Annotated in this window: 20 protein-coding genes and 1 pseudogene; 13 read left to right on the top strand and 8 right to left on the bottom strand. The window is 69.1% G+C overall.

The window, feature by feature from the left end; translation table 11 throughout:
* Positions 1 to 96: 96 nt before the first annotated feature.
* The gene (locus V6V89_RS01420; RefSeq protein WP_334617026.1) at positions 97 to 582 is read right to left on the bottom strand and encodes a hypothetical protein; all 486 of its coding nucleotides are present in this window, start codon (positions 580 to 582) and stop codon (positions 97 to 99) included.
* Between the two features lie 86 nt (positions 583 to 668).
* Here V6V89_RS01420 and V6V89_RS01415 point away from each other — a divergent pair, with 86 nt between their 5' ends.
* Both V6V89_RS01415 and V6V89_RS01410 read left to right on the top strand, forming a co-directional pair.
* A complete protein-coding gene (locus V6V89_RS01415; RefSeq protein WP_334617024.1) occupies positions 669 to 1,205 on the top strand; it encodes a PadR family transcriptional regulator in 537 nt (178 codons plus the stop codon).
* Between the two features lie 176 nt (positions 1,206 to 1,381).
* Positions 1,382 to 2,383 carry an RICIN domain-containing protein gene (locus V6V89_RS01410; RefSeq protein WP_334617023.1) on the top strand — a complete coding sequence of 334 codons (1,002 nt, stop codon included), beginning with the start codon at positions 1,382 to 1,384 and terminating at the stop codon, positions 2,381 to 2,383.
* Positions 2,384 to 2,523: 140 nt separating this feature from the next.
* Here V6V89_RS01410 and V6V89_RS01405 read toward each other — a convergent pair whose 3' ends face one another.
* Entirely contained in the window at positions 2,524 to 3,015 is a 492-nt protein-coding gene (locus V6V89_RS01405) for an HAD domain-containing protein (RefSeq protein WP_334617021.1), read from the bottom strand.
* 62 nt (positions 3,016 to 3,077) lie between these two features.
* On the opposite strand from V6V89_RS01405, the gene V6V89_RS01400 reads away from it, so the two are divergent.
* Genes V6V89_RS01400 through V6V89_RS01390 form a run of 3 tightly spaced genes read left to right on the top strand, consistent with a single transcriptional unit; the run spans position 3,078 to position 5,181 of the window.
* Positions 3,078 to 3,458, top strand: coding sequence for a DNA-binding protein (locus tag V6V89_RS01400; RefSeq protein WP_334617020.1), 381 nt, complete (start codon positions 3,078 to 3,080; stop codon positions 3,456 to 3,458).
* The gene (locus tag V6V89_RS01395) at positions 3,455 to 4,612 is read left to right on the top strand and encodes a PEP/pyruvate-binding domain-containing protein (RefSeq protein WP_334617018.1); all 1,158 of its coding nucleotides are present in this window, start codon (positions 3,455 to 3,457) and stop codon (positions 4,610 to 4,612) included. The genes V6V89_RS01400 and V6V89_RS01395 overlap by 4 nt, the downstream gene beginning before the upstream one ends.
* Positions 4,609 to 5,181, top strand: a complete 573-nt coding sequence (locus tag V6V89_RS01390) for a transcriptional regulator (protein ID WP_334617016.1) — start codon at positions 4,609 to 4,611, stop codon at positions 5,179 to 5,181. The genes V6V89_RS01395 and V6V89_RS01390 overlap by 4 nt, the downstream gene beginning before the upstream one ends.
* A 257-nt stretch (positions 5,182 to 5,438) precedes the next feature.
* Here V6V89_RS01390 and V6V89_RS01385 read toward each other — a convergent pair whose 3' ends face one another.
* Both V6V89_RS01385 and V6V89_RS01380 read right to left on the bottom strand, forming a co-directional pair.
* Positions 5,439 to 7,232 carry an RICIN domain-containing protein gene (locus tag V6V89_RS01385; protein ID WP_334617015.1) on the bottom strand — a complete coding sequence of 598 codons (1,794 nt, stop codon included), beginning with the start codon at positions 7,230 to 7,232 and terminating at the stop codon, positions 5,439 to 5,441.
* 79 nt (positions 7,233 to 7,311) lie between these two features.
* Complete coding sequence (locus V6V89_RS01380) at positions 7,312 to 8,322, bottom strand: LacI family DNA-binding transcriptional regulator (protein WP_334617014.1); 1,011 nt, start codon at positions 8,320 to 8,322, stop codon at positions 7,312 to 7,314.
* Positions 8,323 to 8,500: 178 nt separating this feature from the next.
* On the opposite strand from V6V89_RS01380, the gene V6V89_RS01375 reads away from it, so the two are divergent.
* The 4 genes from V6V89_RS01375 to V6V89_RS01360 are packed head-to-tail and all read left to right on the top strand — an operon-like array spanning position 8,501 to position 13,222.
* Entirely contained in the window at positions 8,501 to 9,754 is a 1,254-nt protein-coding gene (locus V6V89_RS01375) for a sugar ABC transporter substrate-binding protein (protein WP_334617012.1), read from the top strand.
* Positions 9,755 to 9,803: 49 nt separating this feature from the next.
* Positions 9,804 to 10,640, top strand: coding sequence for a carbohydrate ABC transporter permease (locus V6V89_RS01370; protein WP_334617011.1), 837 nt, complete (start codon positions 9,804 to 9,806; stop codon positions 10,638 to 10,640).
* Positions 10,637 to 11,446, top strand: a complete 810-nt coding sequence (locus tag V6V89_RS01365; protein ID WP_334617010.1) for a carbohydrate ABC transporter permease — start codon at positions 10,637 to 10,639, stop codon at positions 11,444 to 11,446. The genes V6V89_RS01370 and V6V89_RS01365 overlap by 4 nt, the downstream gene beginning before the upstream one ends.
* A gap of 18 nt (positions 11,447 to 11,464) precedes the next feature.
* Complete coding sequence (locus V6V89_RS01360; RefSeq protein ID WP_334617009.1) at positions 11,465 to 13,222, top strand: amylo-alpha-1,6-glucosidase; 1,758 nt, start codon at positions 11,465 to 11,467, stop codon at positions 13,220 to 13,222.
* A 101-nt stretch (positions 13,223 to 13,323) separates the two neighbouring features.
* On the opposite strand, the pseudogene V6V89_RS01355 reads toward V6V89_RS01360, so the two are convergent.
* From V6V89_RS01355 to V6V89_RS01340, 4 genes and pseudogenes are all read right to left on the bottom strand, one after another.
* Positions 13,324 to 13,815, bottom strand: a pseudogene (locus V6V89_RS01355) (Scr1 family TA system antitoxin-like transcriptional regulator); the annotation flags it as partial.
* A gap of 128 nt (positions 13,816 to 13,943) precedes the next feature.
* Entirely contained in the window at positions 13,944 to 14,795 is an 852-nt protein-coding gene (locus V6V89_RS01350) for a helix-turn-helix domain-containing protein (RefSeq protein WP_334617008.1), read from the bottom strand.
* A 10-nt stretch (positions 14,796 to 14,805) separates the two neighbouring features.
* Entirely contained in the window at positions 14,806 to 15,324 is a 519-nt protein-coding gene (locus V6V89_RS01345; protein WP_334617007.1) for a DUF6879 family protein, read from the bottom strand.
* On the bottom strand, positions 15,302 to 15,529 hold the full coding sequence (locus V6V89_RS01340) for a hypothetical protein (protein WP_334617005.1): 228 nt from the start codon (positions 15,527 to 15,529) through the stop codon (positions 15,302 to 15,304). The genes V6V89_RS01345 and V6V89_RS01340 overlap by 23 nt, the downstream gene beginning before the upstream one ends.
* 254 nt (positions 15,530 to 15,783) lie before the next feature.
* Between V6V89_RS01340 and V6V89_RS01335 the strand changes: the two genes are divergently transcribed.
* The 4 genes from V6V89_RS01335 to V6V89_RS01320 all read left to right on the top strand — a co-directional run bounded on the left by V6V89_RS01335 (position 15,784) and on the right by V6V89_RS01320 (position 17,389).
* Positions 15,784 to 16,173 (top strand): 2'-5' RNA ligase family protein, encoded by a 390-nt coding sequence (locus tag V6V89_RS01335; protein WP_334617003.1) that lies wholly within the window; start codon positions 15,784 to 15,786, stop codon positions 16,171 to 16,173.
* A 52-nt stretch (positions 16,174 to 16,225) separates the two neighbouring features.
* The gene (locus tag V6V89_RS01330; protein WP_334617002.1) at positions 16,226 to 16,471 is read left to right on the top strand and encodes a hypothetical protein; all 246 of its coding nucleotides are present in this window, start codon (positions 16,226 to 16,228) and stop codon (positions 16,469 to 16,471) included.
* 122 nt (positions 16,472 to 16,593) lie between these two features.
* On the top strand, positions 16,594 to 16,950 hold the full coding sequence (locus V6V89_RS01325; protein WP_334617204.1) for a helix-turn-helix transcriptional regulator: 357 nt from the start codon (positions 16,594 to 16,596) through the stop codon (positions 16,948 to 16,950).
* Positions 16,951 to 16,978: 28 nt separating this feature from the next.
* Positions 16,979 to 17,389, top strand: coding sequence for a VOC family protein (locus tag V6V89_RS01320; protein WP_334617001.1), 411 nt, complete (start codon positions 16,979 to 16,981; stop codon positions 17,387 to 17,389).
* Positions 17,390 to 17,418: the final 29 nt, after the last annotated feature.

Below are 17,418 nucleotides of genomic sequence, written 5' to 3'. Positions count from 1 at the left end.
TCGGGCGCGCGGCCAGCCGTCCACGCTAGCGCAGCTCAACGGCGCGTAACGCCCGTATGTCCCGTTCGTGTCCGCCGCCACACGCGGCACGGGCCATCAGGAAGTGAGCGTCGCCGGGCGAGCCGCCTGGCGGGCCAGCTCGCGGATGTTGGCGAACGTGATGAGCAGCGTTCCCGCGACGGTCGGTGCGACCCAGGCGACCAGATGGCCCTCGGCCACCTGAATGAGAAAGGCGGTGACCAAGGCGATCACGCTGCTGCCCATGAGGCTCAGATGCCAGACCCGCCAGGCGTGGCGGCTGCCGCGCAACACCGGCCGCCGGCGAGCCAGCCACACGCCGCCGGCGATCCACACCACGGCGAGGGTGCCGAGCACGGCCAGTCCCACCAGGCCCGCCGGGTCGTATGCGACCAGGCCGAATGCGGTCAGGCAGAGCACGCCGGCGCTGATCGCGTACGCCCGGCCCAGCAGCGGATGCCGGCCGCGCCGCTTGGGCGCCAGCATCACCGGGCCGGCGAGCAGGAGACCGAGGCCGCCGGCGGTGGCGTGGACTCCGACGAGCGCGGGATGCAACCAGTCCATGGAAACGCCCCCGTGACCTATCTAAGTGGAATGTCGTCACCCCATCGTGCGACCTGACACAATGACATGTCAAGGAGGTATCGCGGATGACCGCTCGCCCGCTGAACGCGACCGCCGCGTCGCTGCTCGGTTTCCTGCACGAGCAGCCGATGTCCGGCTGGGACCTCGTCGCCACCGCCCAGTCCCGCATCGGTGACTTCTGGTCCCTCACGCAGAGCCAGGTGTACCGGGAACTGGCCGCCATGGCGGCCGACGGACTGGTCGAGGCGCAGGAACGCGGCCGGCGAGACCGGCGCCCGTACGCCATCACCGACGCCGGCCGGGCCGCGTTCGTCGCGTGGGTCTCGCGCGAACCCGATCCGGAGACGATCCGATTTCCCCTGCTGCTGACGGTGATGTTCGGCCGGCACCTGCCCGCCGAACGGCTGGCCGCGATCGTGGCCAGACACCGGCAGGTGCACGCGGATCGCCTGGCCACGTACGAGCAGATCGACGCGGCGCTGCCGCCCGAGGCGACCGAGGCGGAACCATACGCGATAGCCACGTTGAGGTTCGGGATCGCGTACGAGCGCGCGATGCTGGGCTGGTTCGACGACCTCCCACCCGTGATCGCCGGCGCCTGAACATCGATCCCCGCGACCGGTGAAGGTCGCGGGGATCAGCGAACGGAGTGGGCGTCACGCGGCGACGTTTCCGCACGCCTGCGCGGGCGTGCGGTCGCCGATGAGCGCTTGCATCCAAATATCTAAATGTGTACGTTCTGCGGAAAGCGGTTCCCCTGGCCTTGAGGAGTCAGAGCATGTCCAACCTCCGCCTCCTCCGCCCGGCCCTCGCCGTGGCCACCGCGGCCGTCGCCGCGCTGGCCGGCTCCCTGTTGGTGATCGCCGCCCCGGCCTCGGCCGCCGTCGGCGCGATCCGCGGCGTCCCGTCCGGCCGCTGCGTCGACGTGCCCAGCGCGAGCACGACCAACGGCACACAGGTGAAGCTGTACGACTGCAACGGCGGAAGCAACCAGCAGTGGAACTACGCCTCTGGCCGGCAGCTGAGGGCGTACGCGGGCACCAAGTGCCTGGACGCGTACAACAACGGCACCACGGCCGGCACCCAGGTGGTCATCTGGGACTGCACGGGCGGCGCCAACCAGCAGTGGAACATCAACGGCAACGGCACCATCACCAGCGCCCAGTCCGGCCTCTGCCTCGACGCCAACGGCGGCGGCACCGCCAACGGGACCGCGATCATCCTGTGGACCTGCAACGGCGGCGGCAACCAGCGGTGGAGCAGCACCACCGGCGGCGCTGGGTGCCCGGGTTCGGGCGGGATCACCTACACCCTGAACCGGGCCTCGTCGCCGACCGCCGACCAACTCGACTCGTACGACCGGATCACCAAGGCCATGAACCTGGCCCTGACGCACTACAACTGCTACCTCAGCGTCGGCAAGTCGCTGTCGATCTACTACGAGCCCAGCGTGCCGACGGCCGACGGCAACATCAACGGCACCATCCGCTTCGGCGCGAAGTCGACGATGGTCCAGGCCACCGCCATGCACGAGATCGCGCACACCCTCGGCGTGGGCACGCACAGGAACTGGTCCTCCTACGTCTCCGGCGGCCGGTGGACCGGCACCAACGCGATCAACCAGCTCCGTGCCCTGGACGGCAGCTCGGCGGTGCTCTTCGCGGACGGCGCGCACTTCTGGCCGCACGGGTTGAACCAGGCCAGCGAGGCCACGACCGCCGAGGAGTACGTCCGGAACGTCCGGATGGTCGCGGCCCTGCGCCAGGACATGGGCCTCTAGTCCCGGGCGGCCCGAGGCCGCTGCTTCCCGCTGTGGCGGCGTCACGTCGGCATTCGGCCGCGGGTGGCCCAAGGCGGCCGCCGGCGGCGCGGGAGCGCGGCGTGTGGGAGCCTCGCGACAGCCTATTGTCCTAGGATGCTTTAGAGGGTGTGGCGGGCGCACCAGTGGTTCAAGCGGGCGACGTGGTGGGGGGTCATGCCGTAGTCGGTCGCGGGGGCGATCATCAGGGCGTCGAGGCCGCGGCGGCGCAGCTCTTTGGTGTAGAGCGGGGCACGGTCGGTGAGGTCGTCGTCGACCCAGGCGAGCCGGGTGATCTGGGGGTTGCGGGCCAGCCAGGCGTTCAGCGCCGACCACTTGGGCCACCCGTCGCCGCCGGGCTCAAGCTCGATCTGCTCCCACGCGTGCCCGGGGAACGGGGATCGCATGGCTTGGCGTGTCTGCGGCAGCCAGCTGGTGAGCCAGGCCGGGGTGACGTCGGGTGGCGCGGCGAGGTTGGTGAGTGCGGCGCACAGCGCTGGCGCGACGAGCACCGGCTGGAGTGCGATCCCGACCTCGACGAGCTCGCCGAATGGGCTGAACCCCGATGCCGGGCACACGACACCGTCGACGTCCAGGACGAGGGCGATGGGCATGGGCGGGACGGTATATCAACAAGTTGTTGACAAACAAGTTGTTGAAGGGAACGCTGGGTGGCATGAGTGGTGGATCGGGAGACGAGGCCGTCGCCGAGGTCGAGCAACAGGCGCGGCAACGGTTGATGGATCGCGGTGGCAAGGACCTGCCCCGGCTTCCGTGGATGATCAGCGGTCAGCCCCACGACGCCGTCACGCTGATCCGCCAGGCGTTGTGGCGCGCCAACACCGATCGCGACGCCCTGCAGATACCCGAAGACCTGTTCGCCGCGGTCACGTTGCTGGCCGCAGCGCGCAGCGAGCTGGACCAGATGGAGGCGGGGCTGCTGTTCGTCGCCCGCGCGGAAGGGCTGACCTGGGCGCAGATCGCCGAGGCGCTCGGACTGCGCACCGCTCAGGCGGCGCAGCAGCGGCACGAACGCGTGGTGGCTCGGCTGCCGTGAGCGTCACACCGCTGGCGCAGGCGGACCGCGGCCACGGCCACAAGGCCTCCGCCCTCGCCGTCCTGCTGCGCGCCGGCCTTCCGGTCCCGGACGGGTTCGTCGTCACCGACCCGGCCACCGATCCCCGACTGATCGCGGCGCACCTGCGCCGGCTGGGCGCCGGGGCGGTGGCGGTCCGATCGTCAGCAGTGGCCGAGGACACCGAAACGGCCTCCTTCGCCGGACAGCTCGCGACCGTCCTCGGCTCTCGGGGCCTCGACGAGGTGCTGGCCGCCATCCAGCGCTGCGCCGCCTCGACGCGTACGCGAAGGGCCCAGAACTATCGCACGCACCTGGACCTCGACGGCGAGGCAAGCGCGCCGGTCATCGTGCAGAAACTCGTCGAGGCCGACCACGCGGGGGTGCTCTTCACCCGCGACCCTCGAAGCGGCGCCGACCGGCTCGTGATCAACGCCTCCTGGGGGTTGGGGGAGTCCGTCGTCTCCGGCGAGGTCGTTCCGGATGAGCTCACCGTGACCCCGCCAACGGACGCCGTCCGCACGACCGTCGGCACCAAACAGACCCGGGTCGACCTGGGTGAGCGCGGCCTGGTCCGCACGTCCGTCCCGGCAGCGGCGCGTGCGCGCGGCTGCCTGGCCCCCAACGAGGTCACCCGGCTCGTGGCCCTCGGCCGGCGCTGCGAAGACCTCTTCGGCCGGCCCCAGGACGTCGAGTGGGCGGTACGCGGCGGCAGCGTCTGGATCCTGCAGTCGCGGCCCATCACCACCCTCACCTCGCCGGTCGGCCGGCCGGATCCGGATACCGGCCCGACGCTGGTCACGGGTGTGCCCAGCAGCCCTGGCCGCGTGCGGGGACCGGCACGCCTGGTGCGCTCGGTCGACGACTTCTCCCGCGTACAGCGCGGCGACGTCCTCGTGTGCCGGACGACCGACCCGGCCTGGACACCCCTGTTTCGCCTCGCCGCCGGCGTCGTCACCGAAACCGGCGGGGTCCTGTGCCACGCGGCGATCGTCGCGAGGGAGTACCGGATCCCCGCCGTCGTCGGCGCCACCGGCGCGACGACCCGCGTCCCCGACGGAGAACACGTCACCATCGACGGCACCCTCGGCACGGTCGCCGCACTACCCGTACACCTTGAAAGGCGTCCCCGATGACCCACCCGTCGGCCACCGAACTGCTGGTACTTCACGCGGTGCGGCTCAAAGGGCACGCCGACACCGCCGCTGTCGCGGCCCGCTTCGACCTCGACACTCATGACACCCACGAGTACCTGCTCGACGCGCAGGCCCACGGCTGGGTCACCAGATCGTCCTTCGCCGACCTGGCTGGCTGGTCACTCACGACTACGGGCCGCCAGCGAAACGAGTCCGAGCTACGCGACGAGCTCGCCGCCGCCGGTGCCCGCGATGCCGTCGACGCCGTCCACGAGGAGTTCCTCCCCTTCAACGCCGCGGCGTCTCGGGTCTTCACGGCGGCGCAGCTCGGGCACGACGGGGACGTACGCGGCCAGCTCGCGGACATCGCCGATGGGCTCCGCGCCCTCGAACGACGCCTGACCGCGCACCTGACCCGCTTCACCGGTTACCACGACCGGTTCAGCGGCGCGCTGGCCCGGGCCGTCGATCGTCCAGAGTGGATCACGGGCATAGAGGTCGACTCGTGTCACCGGGTCTGGTTCGAGCTCCACGAGGACCTCATCGCGACCCTCGACATCTCCCGGTGAGCCGGTCTGGTCAGTGACCGCTCAGCCGGGCCACTCCACCTCGACGCCGTCGGCGCCGAGCGCGGCCCGGAAGTCCTCCAGCGGGCTCTCCCGAGCCCGCACCTGCCGGGGAGTGAGGCCCTGGTCCAGGCGCGCGGGTAACGCCGAACGTTTCTAGGATCTCGATCAAGGAGATGCGTGTCGATCAAGGGCAAACGCACGTGGATCCGAGATCGAACCACGTGCGTCTGCCCTTGATCGGCGGAGCTGGGAGCGGGCTAGCGGGCCCAGAGGCGCCAGGTCTGGTTGGCCGGGGTGGCTTGGGTGGTGGGGTTGCAGGTCCACTGGTGGACGACGGCGCGTGCCGCCGTCGAGATGGCGCTGACGTCCACGCACTTGCCGCTGTGCCGGGCGACGAGCTGGTAGTCGTGGGGGTCGTTGCCGGCGTACGTGACCTTCCGCAGCGTGAACTGCTGGTTGGTGCCGCCGTTACAGCTCCACTGCCGCACCGCGGCACCGTCCGCAGTGGACATACTGCTGACGTCGAGGCACTTGCCGCTCTGCTGGTTCACGACCGTGTACGTGTTGGCGACGCCGGCCACGGGGCGGAAGTTCCACACCTGCTGGTCGCCGCCCTCGCAGTAGAACTGCTGCTGCTGGTTGCCGTCCGCCGTGCTCAGGTTGGTGTTGTCCAGGCATTGCTGGGAGTGCTGCGCGACCGCCACGGATTGGAAACCGCCGTCAGACGGTGGCAGGAGCGTGAGGGTGAAGGTGTCGTTGGCGTTGGTGTGCGGCAGGTTTACCGTGGTGGCGTTGCCTGACAGCGTCACGACCGAGTTGGCGATGGTGATCGGGCCTTGCACGGCGCCGCCGCCGTTGTGCGGGATGCGCTGGGCGACGACGCGCACCTGGTTGTTCTGCACGATGCCGCTGGTCGTGTCGAGGCGTTGCAGGTTGACGGCGATGTTACCGGTGGTGCCGCCACCGCCGACCAGGATCTTGGCGACGCCGCTGTCCTTGGTGGCGAAGGCGTCGTACGCCGGGCTCGGCGTGACGGACGAGATCAGGCCGGTCTGCGAGCCGTAGAAGCGGTAGACCCACCACTCGCCCTTGGGCAGGTGCTGGCCGGCCGAGTTGCGCACGAGCAGGTTGCCGAGGTCGTTGTGCAGGTTCGCGGTGCTGGCCCAGTTGGCGCGCAGCCCGTCGGCGCCGGCCCGTTCGAGCCGCGCGATGTACCAGGAGCCGTCGCCGGGGTTCTGCTCGCTCGTCGACCCGTACTCGTTGATCTGGTATGGGCGCGGGTGCGGGATGCCGCGCGAGTTGAGTGTCGTGTTGGCGGTGGCGACGTTGGCGACCGGGTCGCCGGGCAGGCTGTGCCAGCTGATGATGTCCGGCACGACGTTGTTGGCGCGGATGAAGTCGAGGTACTGGACCCACCAACCTCCGGTCGACGGCACGCAGGCGCAGCTCGGGCCGACGAGCAGGTGGCTGGGGAACTCGGCGCGCAGCCGCTGGTAGGTGCGGCGCCACAGCTCGAAGTACTGCGCCTGCGAGCGGTTCCAGAACAGACCCAGGTTCGGCTCATTCCAGATGTCCCACTGCACGGCGATCCCCGCCGCGCGTACGTCGCTGATCAGACGGGTGAGGAAGGCGTCGTAGTCGGTCCAGTTGCCGTTGTCGCCCGGGAAGCGTGAGATCGGGTACCCGTCGGCGCCCCACAGGTCGTGGGGGAGCAGGACGAACTGGCCGCCGAGCGCGATGGTGCGGCGTGCCTGTGCCAGCGTCGAGTTCCACCGCCGCTGGTAGGTGCCGGCGACCCAGCCGCCCGGCTGGCCGAGCTGCGCTCCACCGGCGCGCATGTAGCGGAACTTGACGTCACGGTAGAAGTGGTCGGCTGGCCCGGAGGCGTTCTCGGTCATGCCGTAGATCCAGCCTGACGCGCGGTACGTCGGGTTGCCGCCGGCGACGGAGAAGTTGACGGTGATGGACTCGTCCGCGGCCCGTGCGGGCGCGGCATCGGTGATGAGGGACGTGGCGACGAGCGCGCTGAGCGCGAGCAGGGTTCGTCGCATGGTCTGCTCCTTCGGGGGTGGGGGGCAGGGATGATCGCGGGGCGAGCGGGGGCTCGTCCCGGGGTGTCCGGAGGCGGGGTTACCGGGTGGGTACCGGTCCGGTGCTGGAGCGAAGGGATATCGGCGGGGTGAGCAGCAGGTGCCGGGGCGGCGCGTCGGGGGTGGCGATTCGCTCCAGGAGCAGATCGACGGCGTGGTTGCCCATCTCGGTCGGCACGTCGGCGGCGGTCAGGGGAGGGCGGAAGTCCTCGGCCCAGTGCCGGGCGGCGATGCCGGCGATGGACATGTCCGTGGGTACGGAGATCTGGGCGCGTTCGAGGGCGCGCTGGATGCCGGGCAGCGCGGCCTCGTTGATGGTGGCGATGGCGGTGACGTCCGGGTGTTGGTCGCGCAGCTGTTCGAGGCAGGCCTCGCCGCCGGGTGCGTCGTCGGCGCAGCAGAGGTCGACGCCGGTCAGCCCGCGCTGGGTGATGGCCTGGGTGAACCCGGTCAGGGCGCGCTGGGCCGGCCCGTAGCCGGCGGCGACAAGTTCGGCCGATCGGTTGATCAGGGCGATGTGGCGGTGGCCCAGGTCGGCGAGGTGGTGTACGCACCGGGCGACAAGCGTGGCGTAGTCGACGTCGACCCAGCAGGTGCCCTGCGGGTGGGCGGTGTGCCCGATGGTGACGAACGGCAGGCCGGTCTGCTGGAGACGGGTGACGCGCTCGTCTTCCAGGCGGATCTCCATCAGGATGACGCCGTCGACCCGCCGGCCGCTGACGATCCGCTCGAAGGAGCGGTCGTGGTCGCCGCCAGAGGGGGACAGCAGCACGTCGAGGTCGACGCGGGCGGCCGCCTCGACCACGCTGGCGACGAAGCCCAGTTGCATGTCGGTGAGGCGCAGGCTGGCCGGCGGGATGACCAGGCCGAGGGTGCGGGTGCGGCCCTCCTTCAGGGCGCGGGCCGCGGCGTTGGGGCGGTAGTCCAGTTCGTCGATGACGGCCTGGATGCGCTGGCGGGTCTCTTCGGAGACGACACGTTTGCCGCTCAGCGCGTACGAGACGGTGCTGCGCGACACCCCGGCCCTGCGGGCGATCTCGCCGATGTTCATCTCGTATCCCTCACGAAGTGCAGCTTAGAGCAACGCTGGAGGTAGCGAATCGGTTCGCTAGGAGCGTAGAAGATGTTTCGAATCGATGTCAAGGCCACTTGACCGCCGTAGGAATGCGGTCCTATCTTCTGTCGAACCGATTCCGCGAACCGATTCGCTACCCCAGAGGAGCATCGATATGAAGACCCCCGCTCGCGGATGGCGCGCCGTTGGCGCCGCCCTGGCCGCCGTCGCGCTCGCCGGTGGCGCCGCCTGCTCGTCCTCCGGCGACGACTCGCCGGAGAACTCCGGCGGCGGCACGTACGCCATCTGGGACCCGTACCCGCAGTTCGACGACGACTCCGCGTGGGTGAAGCTGCTCAAGAGCTGCGGCACCTCCGCCGGGGTGACCGTCGAGCGGACCGGCTACGACACCACCGACCTGACCAACAAGGCCCTGCTGGCCGCGCAGCAGGACAACTCGCCCGACGTGCTGATCATCGACAACCCGGTGATCTCGACGCTCGCGGAGGCGGGAGCGCTGACCACGACCGAGGAGACCAAGCTCGACACCTCGGCGATGGAGCCGAACCTGCTCGGCGCCGGCCAGAGCGGCGGCAAGACGTACGGCGTGCCGATCGGCGCGAACACCCTTGCCCTCTACTACAACAAGGCCGTGCTGAGCGCGGCGGGCGTGGATGTCGCGTCCATCAAGGACTGGCCGACGCTCACCGCGGCGCTGGCCAAGGTCAAGAGCGCCGGCAAGAAGGGCATCACCTTCTCCGCGATCGGCACCGAGGAGGGCAGCTTCCAGTTCCTGCCGTGGTTCTGGGGCTCCGGCGCGCAGCTGACCGCGCTGGACTCGCCACAGGCGGTCTCCGCACTGACACTGTGGACAGACTGGCTGAAGAAGGGGTACGCGCCGAACTCGGTCATCAACAACACCCAGACCACGAGCTGGCAGGAGTTCGCCAGCGGCGACTACGCGTTCAGCGAGAACGGCACATGGCAGCTGGCCAACGCGGAGAAGCTCGGCTTCGAGTACGGGATCATCCCCGTTCCGGCCAGCGATGGCGGCACCGCACCGGCTCCCACCGGTGGCGAGTTCGTCTCGATCCCGGTGCAGAGCGACACCGGCCGGTACGCGACCTCTCAGAAGCTGGTGGCGTGCCTGACCAGCGCGGACAACCTGCTCACCACCGACACCACGCTTTCGTACATCGCTCCGGTGGCCGCGGTGCAGGACAAGCAGGTCGCCGCGGACGCCAAGCTCAAGGTCTGGGTCGACGCCGTGCGGGCCGCCAAGGGACGCACCGGTGACAACCTGGGCACCAAGTACCCGAAGATCTCCGAGCCGCTGTGGACCGCGATGCAGGCCGCCCTCAGCGGTGCGAAGTCGCCACAGGACGCGCTGTCCGCCGCGCAGACCACGGCCGCCGGTGCGACGAAGTAAGACATACGGGCACCGGGGCGAGTGGGCCGCATGGGCCTTCCTGGCCCCGGTGACCGTCTACCTCCTGGCGTTCTACGCCTACCCGCTCTATCGCAACGTCGAGCTGAGCCTGCGCGAGTACACCGTCCGCTCGTTCGTCCAAGGTGGAGCACCGTTCGCCGGGCTGGACAACTACAGCAAGATCCTGTCCGACCCCACCTTCGGCCCGGCGCTGCTGCACACGGTGGTCTTCACCGTGGCGTCACTGGCCTTCCAGTTCTGCATCGGCATGGCGCTGGCGGTCTTCTTCCACCAACACTTCCCGCTGTCCGGCACGCTGCGTGCGCTGTTCCTCGTACCGTGGCTGTTGCCTTTGATCGTGTCGGCCTCGACGTGGTCGTGGATGCTCAACAGCGACGCCGGCGTGGTCAACGCCGCGCTCGGCGCGGTCGGTGTCGAACCGGTCAACTGGCTCACCTCGCCGCAGTGGTCGCTGGCCTCCGTGATCATCGCGAACATCTGGATCGGCATCCCGTTCAACCTGGTGGTGCTCTACAGCGGCCTGCAGGGGATCCCCACGACCCTGTACGAGGCGGCGTCGCTGGACGGCGCGACCGGGTGGCAGCGGTTCTGGCGGATCACGTTCCCGCTGCTGCGCCCGGTGTCGGCGATCACGCTGCTGCTCGGCCTGATCTACACGCTGAAGGTCTTCGACATCATCTGGATCATGACGAGGGGCGGCCCGACCGACTCCTCCACGACGTTCGCCACGTGGTCGTACCGGCTCGGGTTCGGCAACCTGCTGCCCGCGTTCGGACCGGGCGCCGCCGTCGGCAACCTGCTGATCGTGATGGCGTTGGTCTTCGGCCTGGTCTACGTCCGGCTCCAGCGAAGGCAGTGGGCATGAAAAGTCCAATCAAGACAGTCATCGGGCTGGTGCTGACAGCTGTCATGCTCTTCCCGGTCTACTGGATGGTCAACGTATCGTTCACCCGTGACCAGGACATGCGGGCCGACCCACCGCATCTGTTTCCGGTCGACGGGACGCTTGAGGGGTACCGGGCGGTGCTGGACCAGCAGCTGCCGTACCTCGGCACCAGCCTGCTAGTAGGGCTCGGCACGGTCGCGCTGACCGTGATGCTGGCGGCGCCGGCCGGCTACGCGCTGGCCAAGCTGCGACCGGTCGGCGGCGGGGCACTCAGCTTCGTGTTGCTGATCGCCCAGATGATTCCCGGAATCATCATGGCGATGGGCTTCTACGCCATCTACCTCAACCTCGGCGTGCTCAACTCGATCCCCGGCCTGATCCTGGCCGACTCGACGATCGCGGTGCCGTTCGGCGTTCTGATCTTCACGGCCTTCATGTCCGGGATACCGGACGAGCTGATGCAGGCCGCTGTGGTCGACGGGGCCGGCCGGCTGCGAACCTTCTGGTCGGTGGTGCTGCCGGTCAGCCGCAACTCCATCGTGACCGTGTCGCTGTTCGCCTTTCTGTGGGCGTGGTCGGACTTCATATTCGCGTCCACTCTGGATGGCGGCGGAGACCACCGGCCGATCACGCTCGGCATCTACCAGTACATCGGCAACAACAACCAGCAGTGGAACGCCATCATGGCCACCGCCGTGGTGGCCTCCATCCCCGCAACGATCCTGCTGATCATCGCCCAGCGGTACGTCGCCGCGGGTGTGACGGCCGGCGCCATCAAAGACTGAGAAAGTGAGCTACCACCTATGTTCTCCATCCAGGACATCCCGTTCAGCTACCGCGGATCCTGGCTCAACATCTCACCGGTGGTGGCCAAGCACACGCACGCCGACGACCTGCACCTGATATCGCACCAGACCGGCCTGCATCCCGTACTCCGCTTCACACCGTCCGTCGCGGACACAGCTGTCATCGCGACGCCGGCCCAACTGACGTGGCGGCACGAGACCGGCAGGGTCGAGCTGGCCTACGAGAGCCCGGACACGATCCGGCTCCGTGGCGACGGCCTCGGCATGCGGATCGCAGCGGCCGCGCCCGCCTTGACCCCGTTCAGCGGCACCTACCTCTACCGCGACCCGGTCGACGGCTCGCACGTGTTCACCGCCTACGAGACCGGCCGCCGCTACCGCCTCACCGTGCTGCGCGGCGAACCGGCCGGATCCGCCGGCGTGCAGGCCCTCGGCGCCGCCGACCGGCACCTCACGCTGCCGGCCGGACAGCCGTGGGAAGTCGCCATCGAAGAGTACGAGACCGCCCGACGCCCGTACGCGTCCACCGTCCCCTTCCACGAAATCGTGAACGCCGCGGCGGCCGCGTTCACCGCGTTCGCCGACGCGGTGGCGCCGTGGCGCGGCCCGCGAACACCCGCCGCCGAGCTGGCCGCGTACGTGCTGTGGTCGGCGACCGTCGCCCCGGCCGGCTTCCTCGCCCGACCCGCCGTGCTGATGTCCAAGCACTGGATGGACAAGGTGTGGAGCTGGGACCACTGCTTCAACGCCCTCGCGCTCGCCGCCGGTCAGCCAGAGTTGGCGTGGGACCAGTTTCAGCTCCCGTTCGACCACCAGGATCCGAGCGGCGCCCTGCCGGACTCGGTCACCCACTCGGAGGTCCTATACAACTATGTCAAGCCGCCCATCCACGGGTGGGCCTTGCGGCGGCTTCTCGACGCGACGGCGGATCGCTCGCGGCTGGCCGAGACGTACGAGCGGTTGGCCGCCTGGACCGGGTTCTGGCTGGAGTCGCGCCGCGTCCCGGGCCACGACCTGCCGCACTACCAGCACGGCAACGACAGCGGCTGGGACAACGCCACCACCTTCGACGGCGACCGCGTCATCGAGACCGCGGACCTGGCCGCCTTCCTCGTCCTCCAACTTCGCTGCCTGGCCGACCTGGCCAACGAGCTTGGCGAGCCCACAGCCAGATGGGCACAAACCGCCGACCGGATTCAGGCCGCCATGCTCGGCCAGCTGTGGAACGGCGAACGCTTCACCGCCCGCGGCGCCGAAACCGGCCAACCACGGGCCAGCACCAGCCTGCTCGACCTCATGCCCATCGTCCTGGGCGCCGACCTGCCCGGCCACGTCGCCGACGCGCTCGCCCGCCGCATCGAAACGCACCTGACCGCGCACGGCCTGGCCACCGAACCGGTCGACTCGCCCCACTACGCCGCCGATGGCTATTGGCGCGGCCCCATCTGGGCACCCTCCACCGTGCTCATCGAAGACGGCCTGCGCCGCGCCGGCCACACCGACCTCGCCGACGAAATCAGCCACCGCTTCCGTACCCTGTGCGAGAAGTCCGGCTTCGCCGAGAACTTCGACGCCGAAACCGGCGCCGGTCTACGCGACCGCGCCTACACCTGGACCGCCAGCAGCTACCTCATCCTCGCCGCCGCACACGAACTGAGGGGATCGCCGGCGCGCTGGACGACTTCCGCGTCTACGACACCGCCCTCACCGACGCGCAGGTGGCAGGGCTCGCCGGAGACAACCTCGCCACGCTGACGTCGGTGGGGCAGACCACAGTGGACGTCGCCACCACCGTCGGCACGGCACCCTCCCTGCCCGCCGTGACCGCGGCGTACTCGGACGGCGTTCAGTACCTTCTGTCGCTCCGCGAGCAGCGCCAGCCACTTGTCCACTTTGTACTCCGGCGCGTCGCGGCCGTGGGTGCCGTAGAACAGGGCACGGGCGTAGTCGGTGGTGCACAGCAGCGGCGGTATGACCATGGTGCCGTAGGCGCAGATCTGCTCGGACCTGGATTCGAGCCACAGGCAGTCCACGAAGTGGGGGTCCTCGATCGCTCCATCGAAGTCCGGCTCCCAACGGTTGACGCGCCAGGCGTCACAGGCGAGCTGGATCAGCCGCTCCCGCTCGGTTTCCTCGCGCACGCCGTAGACGTCCAGCAGCGCGATTACGTGGTCCTTGCGGAACGGCCACTCGGCCCGCTCGTAGCGAGCCAGGGTGGAAAACTCCACGCCGATGTACGCCGCGATGTACTTCAGCGTCAGGCCGCGCTCGTCGCGGAGCTTGCGCATCCGTTCGCCCAGCCAGCGTGCCCGCAGGCTTTGGTCGAACTGTTCTCTCTTGGCCGGCATCGCCCACCTCCTCGAAGGAATTCCGATGTGGAGAAAGGTAGGAACGATGGCCTCGTGGCCCCAATAGAAGTGCGCGGGTTTTCGGCACAGCTTCGCCAATGCCGAGACCGTGTGCGTCAGTTTGCGGATCAGCTATCGAGCGTCGCGATAGCCGCTGTGACAAGCGACCGTGCCGCCGCGCCGTACACAGCCTGCTCGGCCAGCTGCGCGAACACATCGGCGTACATGGCCACCTCGCGTGGTTGAGTAAGTGTCAGGTGGCCGGACACCAGCTCCACATTGATCTGTTCGTCGTCGAACATCCAGAAGCCCTCCACGGGCCACGTCGCGGACCGGTCGGCGCCCAGCGGCACGATGCCGAGCGAGACCGAAGGAAGCGTGCTGGCGACGAGTAGATGGCCGAGCTGTCCCGCCATCGTCTCGGTGCCGCCGACCGGGTACCGGAGCACGCTCTCCTCCAGGACGATGGCGAATCGGTGGTCTCCCTCGTGGATCACATGCTGCTTGTCGACTCGTACCTGTACGGCCGCTTCCACGTCGTCCGTCAGGCTGCGGCGATCGCGGAGACCCGAGAGTCTGGCCGCGATGTAGGCGCGGGTCTGTACGGGGCCGGGGATCAGGACGGGGGAGTAGATCCGGAAGCGTCGCGTCCGCTCCCACAGCGGCACCACGGATTCTTGTGCCAGCCGCAGACCGGTGCGCTCCATACGCCGCCACTCGACGTACATGCCCTCGGCCGCGCGCAGCGACGCGATGAGGTCGGCTGCCTGCCCGTCGGCACCGCAGTGGGCGCACCACGCGGTGATGTCCTCGGCCGAGGGTGTCTGCTTGGCGTGCTCGATCTTGCTGACCTTAGACGAGTGCCAGCCGGCGAGCTTGCCGAGGTCACGCCCGCTTAGGCCCGCGTCGGTGCGGATCTCGCGCAGGCGGGCGCCGAGCGCTTCGAGCGCTTGCTGCGCGCTGGACGACGGAGACCCCACGGGAGATCGCTCAGACCGGCCGGAAGTCCTCGTGCGGTGTGGCGCGCTCCCACACCGCCTCGAACGCCGAGCCGCAAAGCCGCACGACGGCGGTGTCGCGTACCAGTTCGGCGCCCACCTTGTCGCCTTCGCCGCTGAAGTGGTGGACGAGCAGAAGCTGGCCGTCAAACAGCCAGAAGTCGTTGCCCGGCAACGCGATGTCGGTGGCCTGTTGCCGGGGCAGCCAGCGCACCTGCTCCCCGACGAGCACGTTCCTGAACGTGACGTCGTACTCGTAACGGATGTACTCGCTGACCGGCACCGAGACGATCCGCGCTCGCCGGATCTGCACGCCCCGCCCGGTGGTCTCCGCGACGAGTTCCAGCCACGGGTGCCACCACGAGGCACGGTCCGCCGGGTCGAGGTGGACTCCGGCGAGCCACGCGTCGAGCATCGGGTCGTTGCGGCTGTAGCCGTCGCGGAGTTCCAGGTGCACTGCCGAGTGTTCGCAGGAGCACATCAGATCCTCAAGCGTCGGCTCCGCTGCCACCGTTCACCTCCGGGAAGAACCGCATCATCCGCTTCGGGAACTCAATCACAGTCTCGTGGTCGGGGATGCTCATCTGCGCCAGCCGTTCCGGGTCGGTGACCTTCCAGCTCTGGAACAGGTAGGTGTCGCGCTCTTCGTCGTAGTACAGCGTGGGGGAGTCGCCGTTCGGGCTTTCGGGATCTTTGCCGAGGAACCGCAGTGCCATGATGACCCTCCTTCGTCAGGGATCGATGCGACCGAGTTTGCGCGCCGCCGACCAATCGGCTCAAGCGGTGTGCGCGAGTTTGCTGGCAACGAAGTCGCGCGTCCTTCGCGGTCGGAAGACACTCTGGTCATGGATGCTGACAGTGGCCTCGTCATACCGTTCCCCGACGTCGAACACGCCGTAGAGCCGCACCGCCTGAGACACGATCCCCGAGCACCAATCGGCGTACCCGCGCACGTCACGATCCACTTCCCGTGGATACCGGCCGCCACCGTCGACACCGCCACGCTAGCTCAGGTGCGCGAGCTGCCGCGACGACGGCGCCGTCCGCCGCCACCTTCGGGGAGGTGCGCTGGTTCGGCGACGAGGTTCTGTGGCTCGCGCCGACGCCGGAGCGGCTGTTCCGTGAGCTGTCCGACCGCAGCGCGGCAGTGTGGCCAGAAGCGCCACGGTACGCCGGAGAGTTCGAGGACGTGGTGCCGCACCTGACCATCGGGGAGGGCAACCGGGCCACCCTCCAGGAGGCCGAGACCGAGCTGGCGGAGGTGTTGCCGCTGCACAGCTGGGCATCAGAGCTGTGGTGGTTCGCCCTGGACGAGTGTGGGCGGTGGGTACGGCGGGCCGCCTTCCCGTTCGGCCGATGATGCACATCCGAGATTGTGTTGTTTCCCCAACGTCAGCTACACCATGCAGGGCGTGGCCACGGTGGACAGGGCGAAGAACCAGGCGCGGGCGCTGTTCGGCGGCGCGTCCGGCGACGGCGTGGTCACCTTCCAGAACGCCGGCATGTTCGGCGCCACCGCGCACGTCGACACCGGTGGCGGCAGCGGCCGCGCGGCCTTCGACGGCACCACCTACATCAGCGACCGGTACACCGAGCCGCTGCGGTCCCGGTACGCACCGATCATCGACAGGATCGGCGTCACACCGTACTCCAGGTAGTGGGCCAGAAGCGGACGAGGTACTCGCTTCGAGGTTGTCGTACGGGCTCTGTCCCGGGTGCGATCTATGCTGGTCGGGTGAGGCCCGACGAGCTCAAGCACCTTCGGCGCGCCCGCGATCTGATGGACCGGGAGTACGCGCGGCCGCTGGACGTGCCGGCGATGGCGCGCACCGCCCTCATGTCTCCGGCGCACTTCTCCCGCCAGTTTCGCGCGGCGTACGGCGAGACGCCGTACAGCTATCTGATGACGCGGCGGATCGAGCGCGCCAAGCTGTTGCTTCGCCGTGGCGACCTGAGCGTCACCGACGTCTGCATGGCCGTCGGGTGTACGTCCCTCGGCTCGTTCAGCTCCCGCTTCACCGAGCTGGTCGGAGAGAGCCCGAGCGCCTACCGGGCACGCGACCACGCCGCCATCGCCACCATCCCGGGATGCTGGGCAAAGGTCGTGACCAGGCCGAGCAGGAATCGAGAAGCGTAGGCCAGCCGGGGCTCGTAGCGTTCTTGGCATGGATATCGCTGTCGGATACACCTTTCTGGAAGTCGACGACCACGAGGCCGCGCTGGCGTTCTACCGCGACGCCCTCGGCTTCGAGGTACGCGAGGACGTCGCCATGGAAGAGGCGCGCTGGCTGACCGTCGGGCCCGCGTCACAGCCCGAGCTCGGCATCGTCCTGCAGACCGTGGGCGCGGGCCGGCCCGCCGAGGACGCGCAGGCGCTCAAGGAACTGCTGGCCAAGGGCTCCCTGGGCGGTCTGGTGCTGGAGACCGACGACGTCGACGCGACGTTCGAGTCGATACGGGCGACCGGGGCCGAGGTCATGCAGGAGCCGATTGACCAGCCTTTCGGCGTGCGGGACTGCGCGTTCCGCGACCCGGCCGGCAACCAGGTCCGCATCAACCAACGCCCCAAGGCCTGAGAAAGGGGTTGGCGGGCGCCCTTAGAGTG

Origin of the sequence: Micromonospora sp. CPCC 206061 (genome assembly GCF_036906915.1) — a bacterium.
Taxonomy (GTDB): Bacteria; Actinomycetota; Actinomycetes; order Mycobacteriales; family Micromonosporaceae; genus Phytohabitans.
This window is presented reverse-complemented; position numbering and strand designations above follow the sequence as displayed.

Bases quoted from the DNA above. Each gene is read 5' to 3' on its own strand.
- V6V89_RS01320 (WP_334617001.1), top strand. From the start codon at position 16,979: ATGGATATCGCTGTCGGATACACCTTTCTGGAAGTCGACGACCACGAG.
- V6V89_RS01325 (WP_334617204.1), top strand. From the start codon at position 16,594: ATGGACCGGGAGTACGCGCGGCCGCTGGACGTGCCGGCGATGGCGCGC.
- V6V89_RS01340 (WP_334617005.1), bottom strand. From the start codon at position 15,529: ATGGCACTGCGGTTCCTCGGCAAAGATCCCGAAAGCCCGAACGGCGAC.
- V6V89_RS01385 (WP_334617015.1), bottom strand. From the start codon at position 7,232: ATGCGACGAACCCTGCTCGCGCTCAGCGCGCTCGTCGCCACGTCCCTC.
- V6V89_RS01360 (WP_334617009.1), top strand. From the start codon at position 11,465: ATGTTCTCCATCCAGGACATCCCGTTCAGCTACCGCGGATCCTGGCTC.
- V6V89_RS01390 (WP_334617016.1), top strand. From the start codon at position 4,609: ATGACCCACCCGTCGGCCACCGAACTGCTGGTACTTCACGCGGTGCGG.
- V6V89_RS01405 (WP_334617021.1), bottom strand. From the start codon at position 3,015: ATGCCCATCGCCCTCGTCCTGGACGTCGACGGTGTCGTGTGCCCGGCA.
- V6V89_RS01400 (WP_334617020.1), top strand. From the start codon at position 3,078: ATGAGTGGTGGATCGGGAGACGAGGCCGTCGCCGAGGTCGAGCAACAG.
- V6V89_RS01415 (WP_334617024.1), top strand. From the start codon at position 669: ATGACCGCTCGCCCGCTGAACGCGACCGCCGCGTCGCTGCTCGGTTTC.
- V6V89_RS01420 (WP_334617026.1), bottom strand. From the start codon at position 582: ATGGACTGGTTGCATCCCGCGCTCGTCGGAGTCCACGCCACCGCCGGC.
- V6V89_RS01375 (WP_334617012.1), top strand. From the start codon at position 8,501: ATGAAGACCCCCGCTCGCGGATGGCGCGCCGTTGGCGCCGCCCTGGCC.
- V6V89_RS01410 (WP_334617023.1), top strand. From the start codon at position 1,382: ATGTCCAACCTCCGCCTCCTCCGCCCGGCCCTCGCCGTGGCCACCGCG.
- V6V89_RS01365 (WP_334617010.1), top strand. From the start codon at position 10,637: ATGAAAAGTCCAATCAAGACAGTCATCGGGCTGGTGCTGACAGCTGTC.
- V6V89_RS01380 (WP_334617014.1), bottom strand. From the start codon at position 8,322: ATGAACATCGGCGAGATCGCCCGCAGGGCCGGGGTGTCGCGCAGCACC.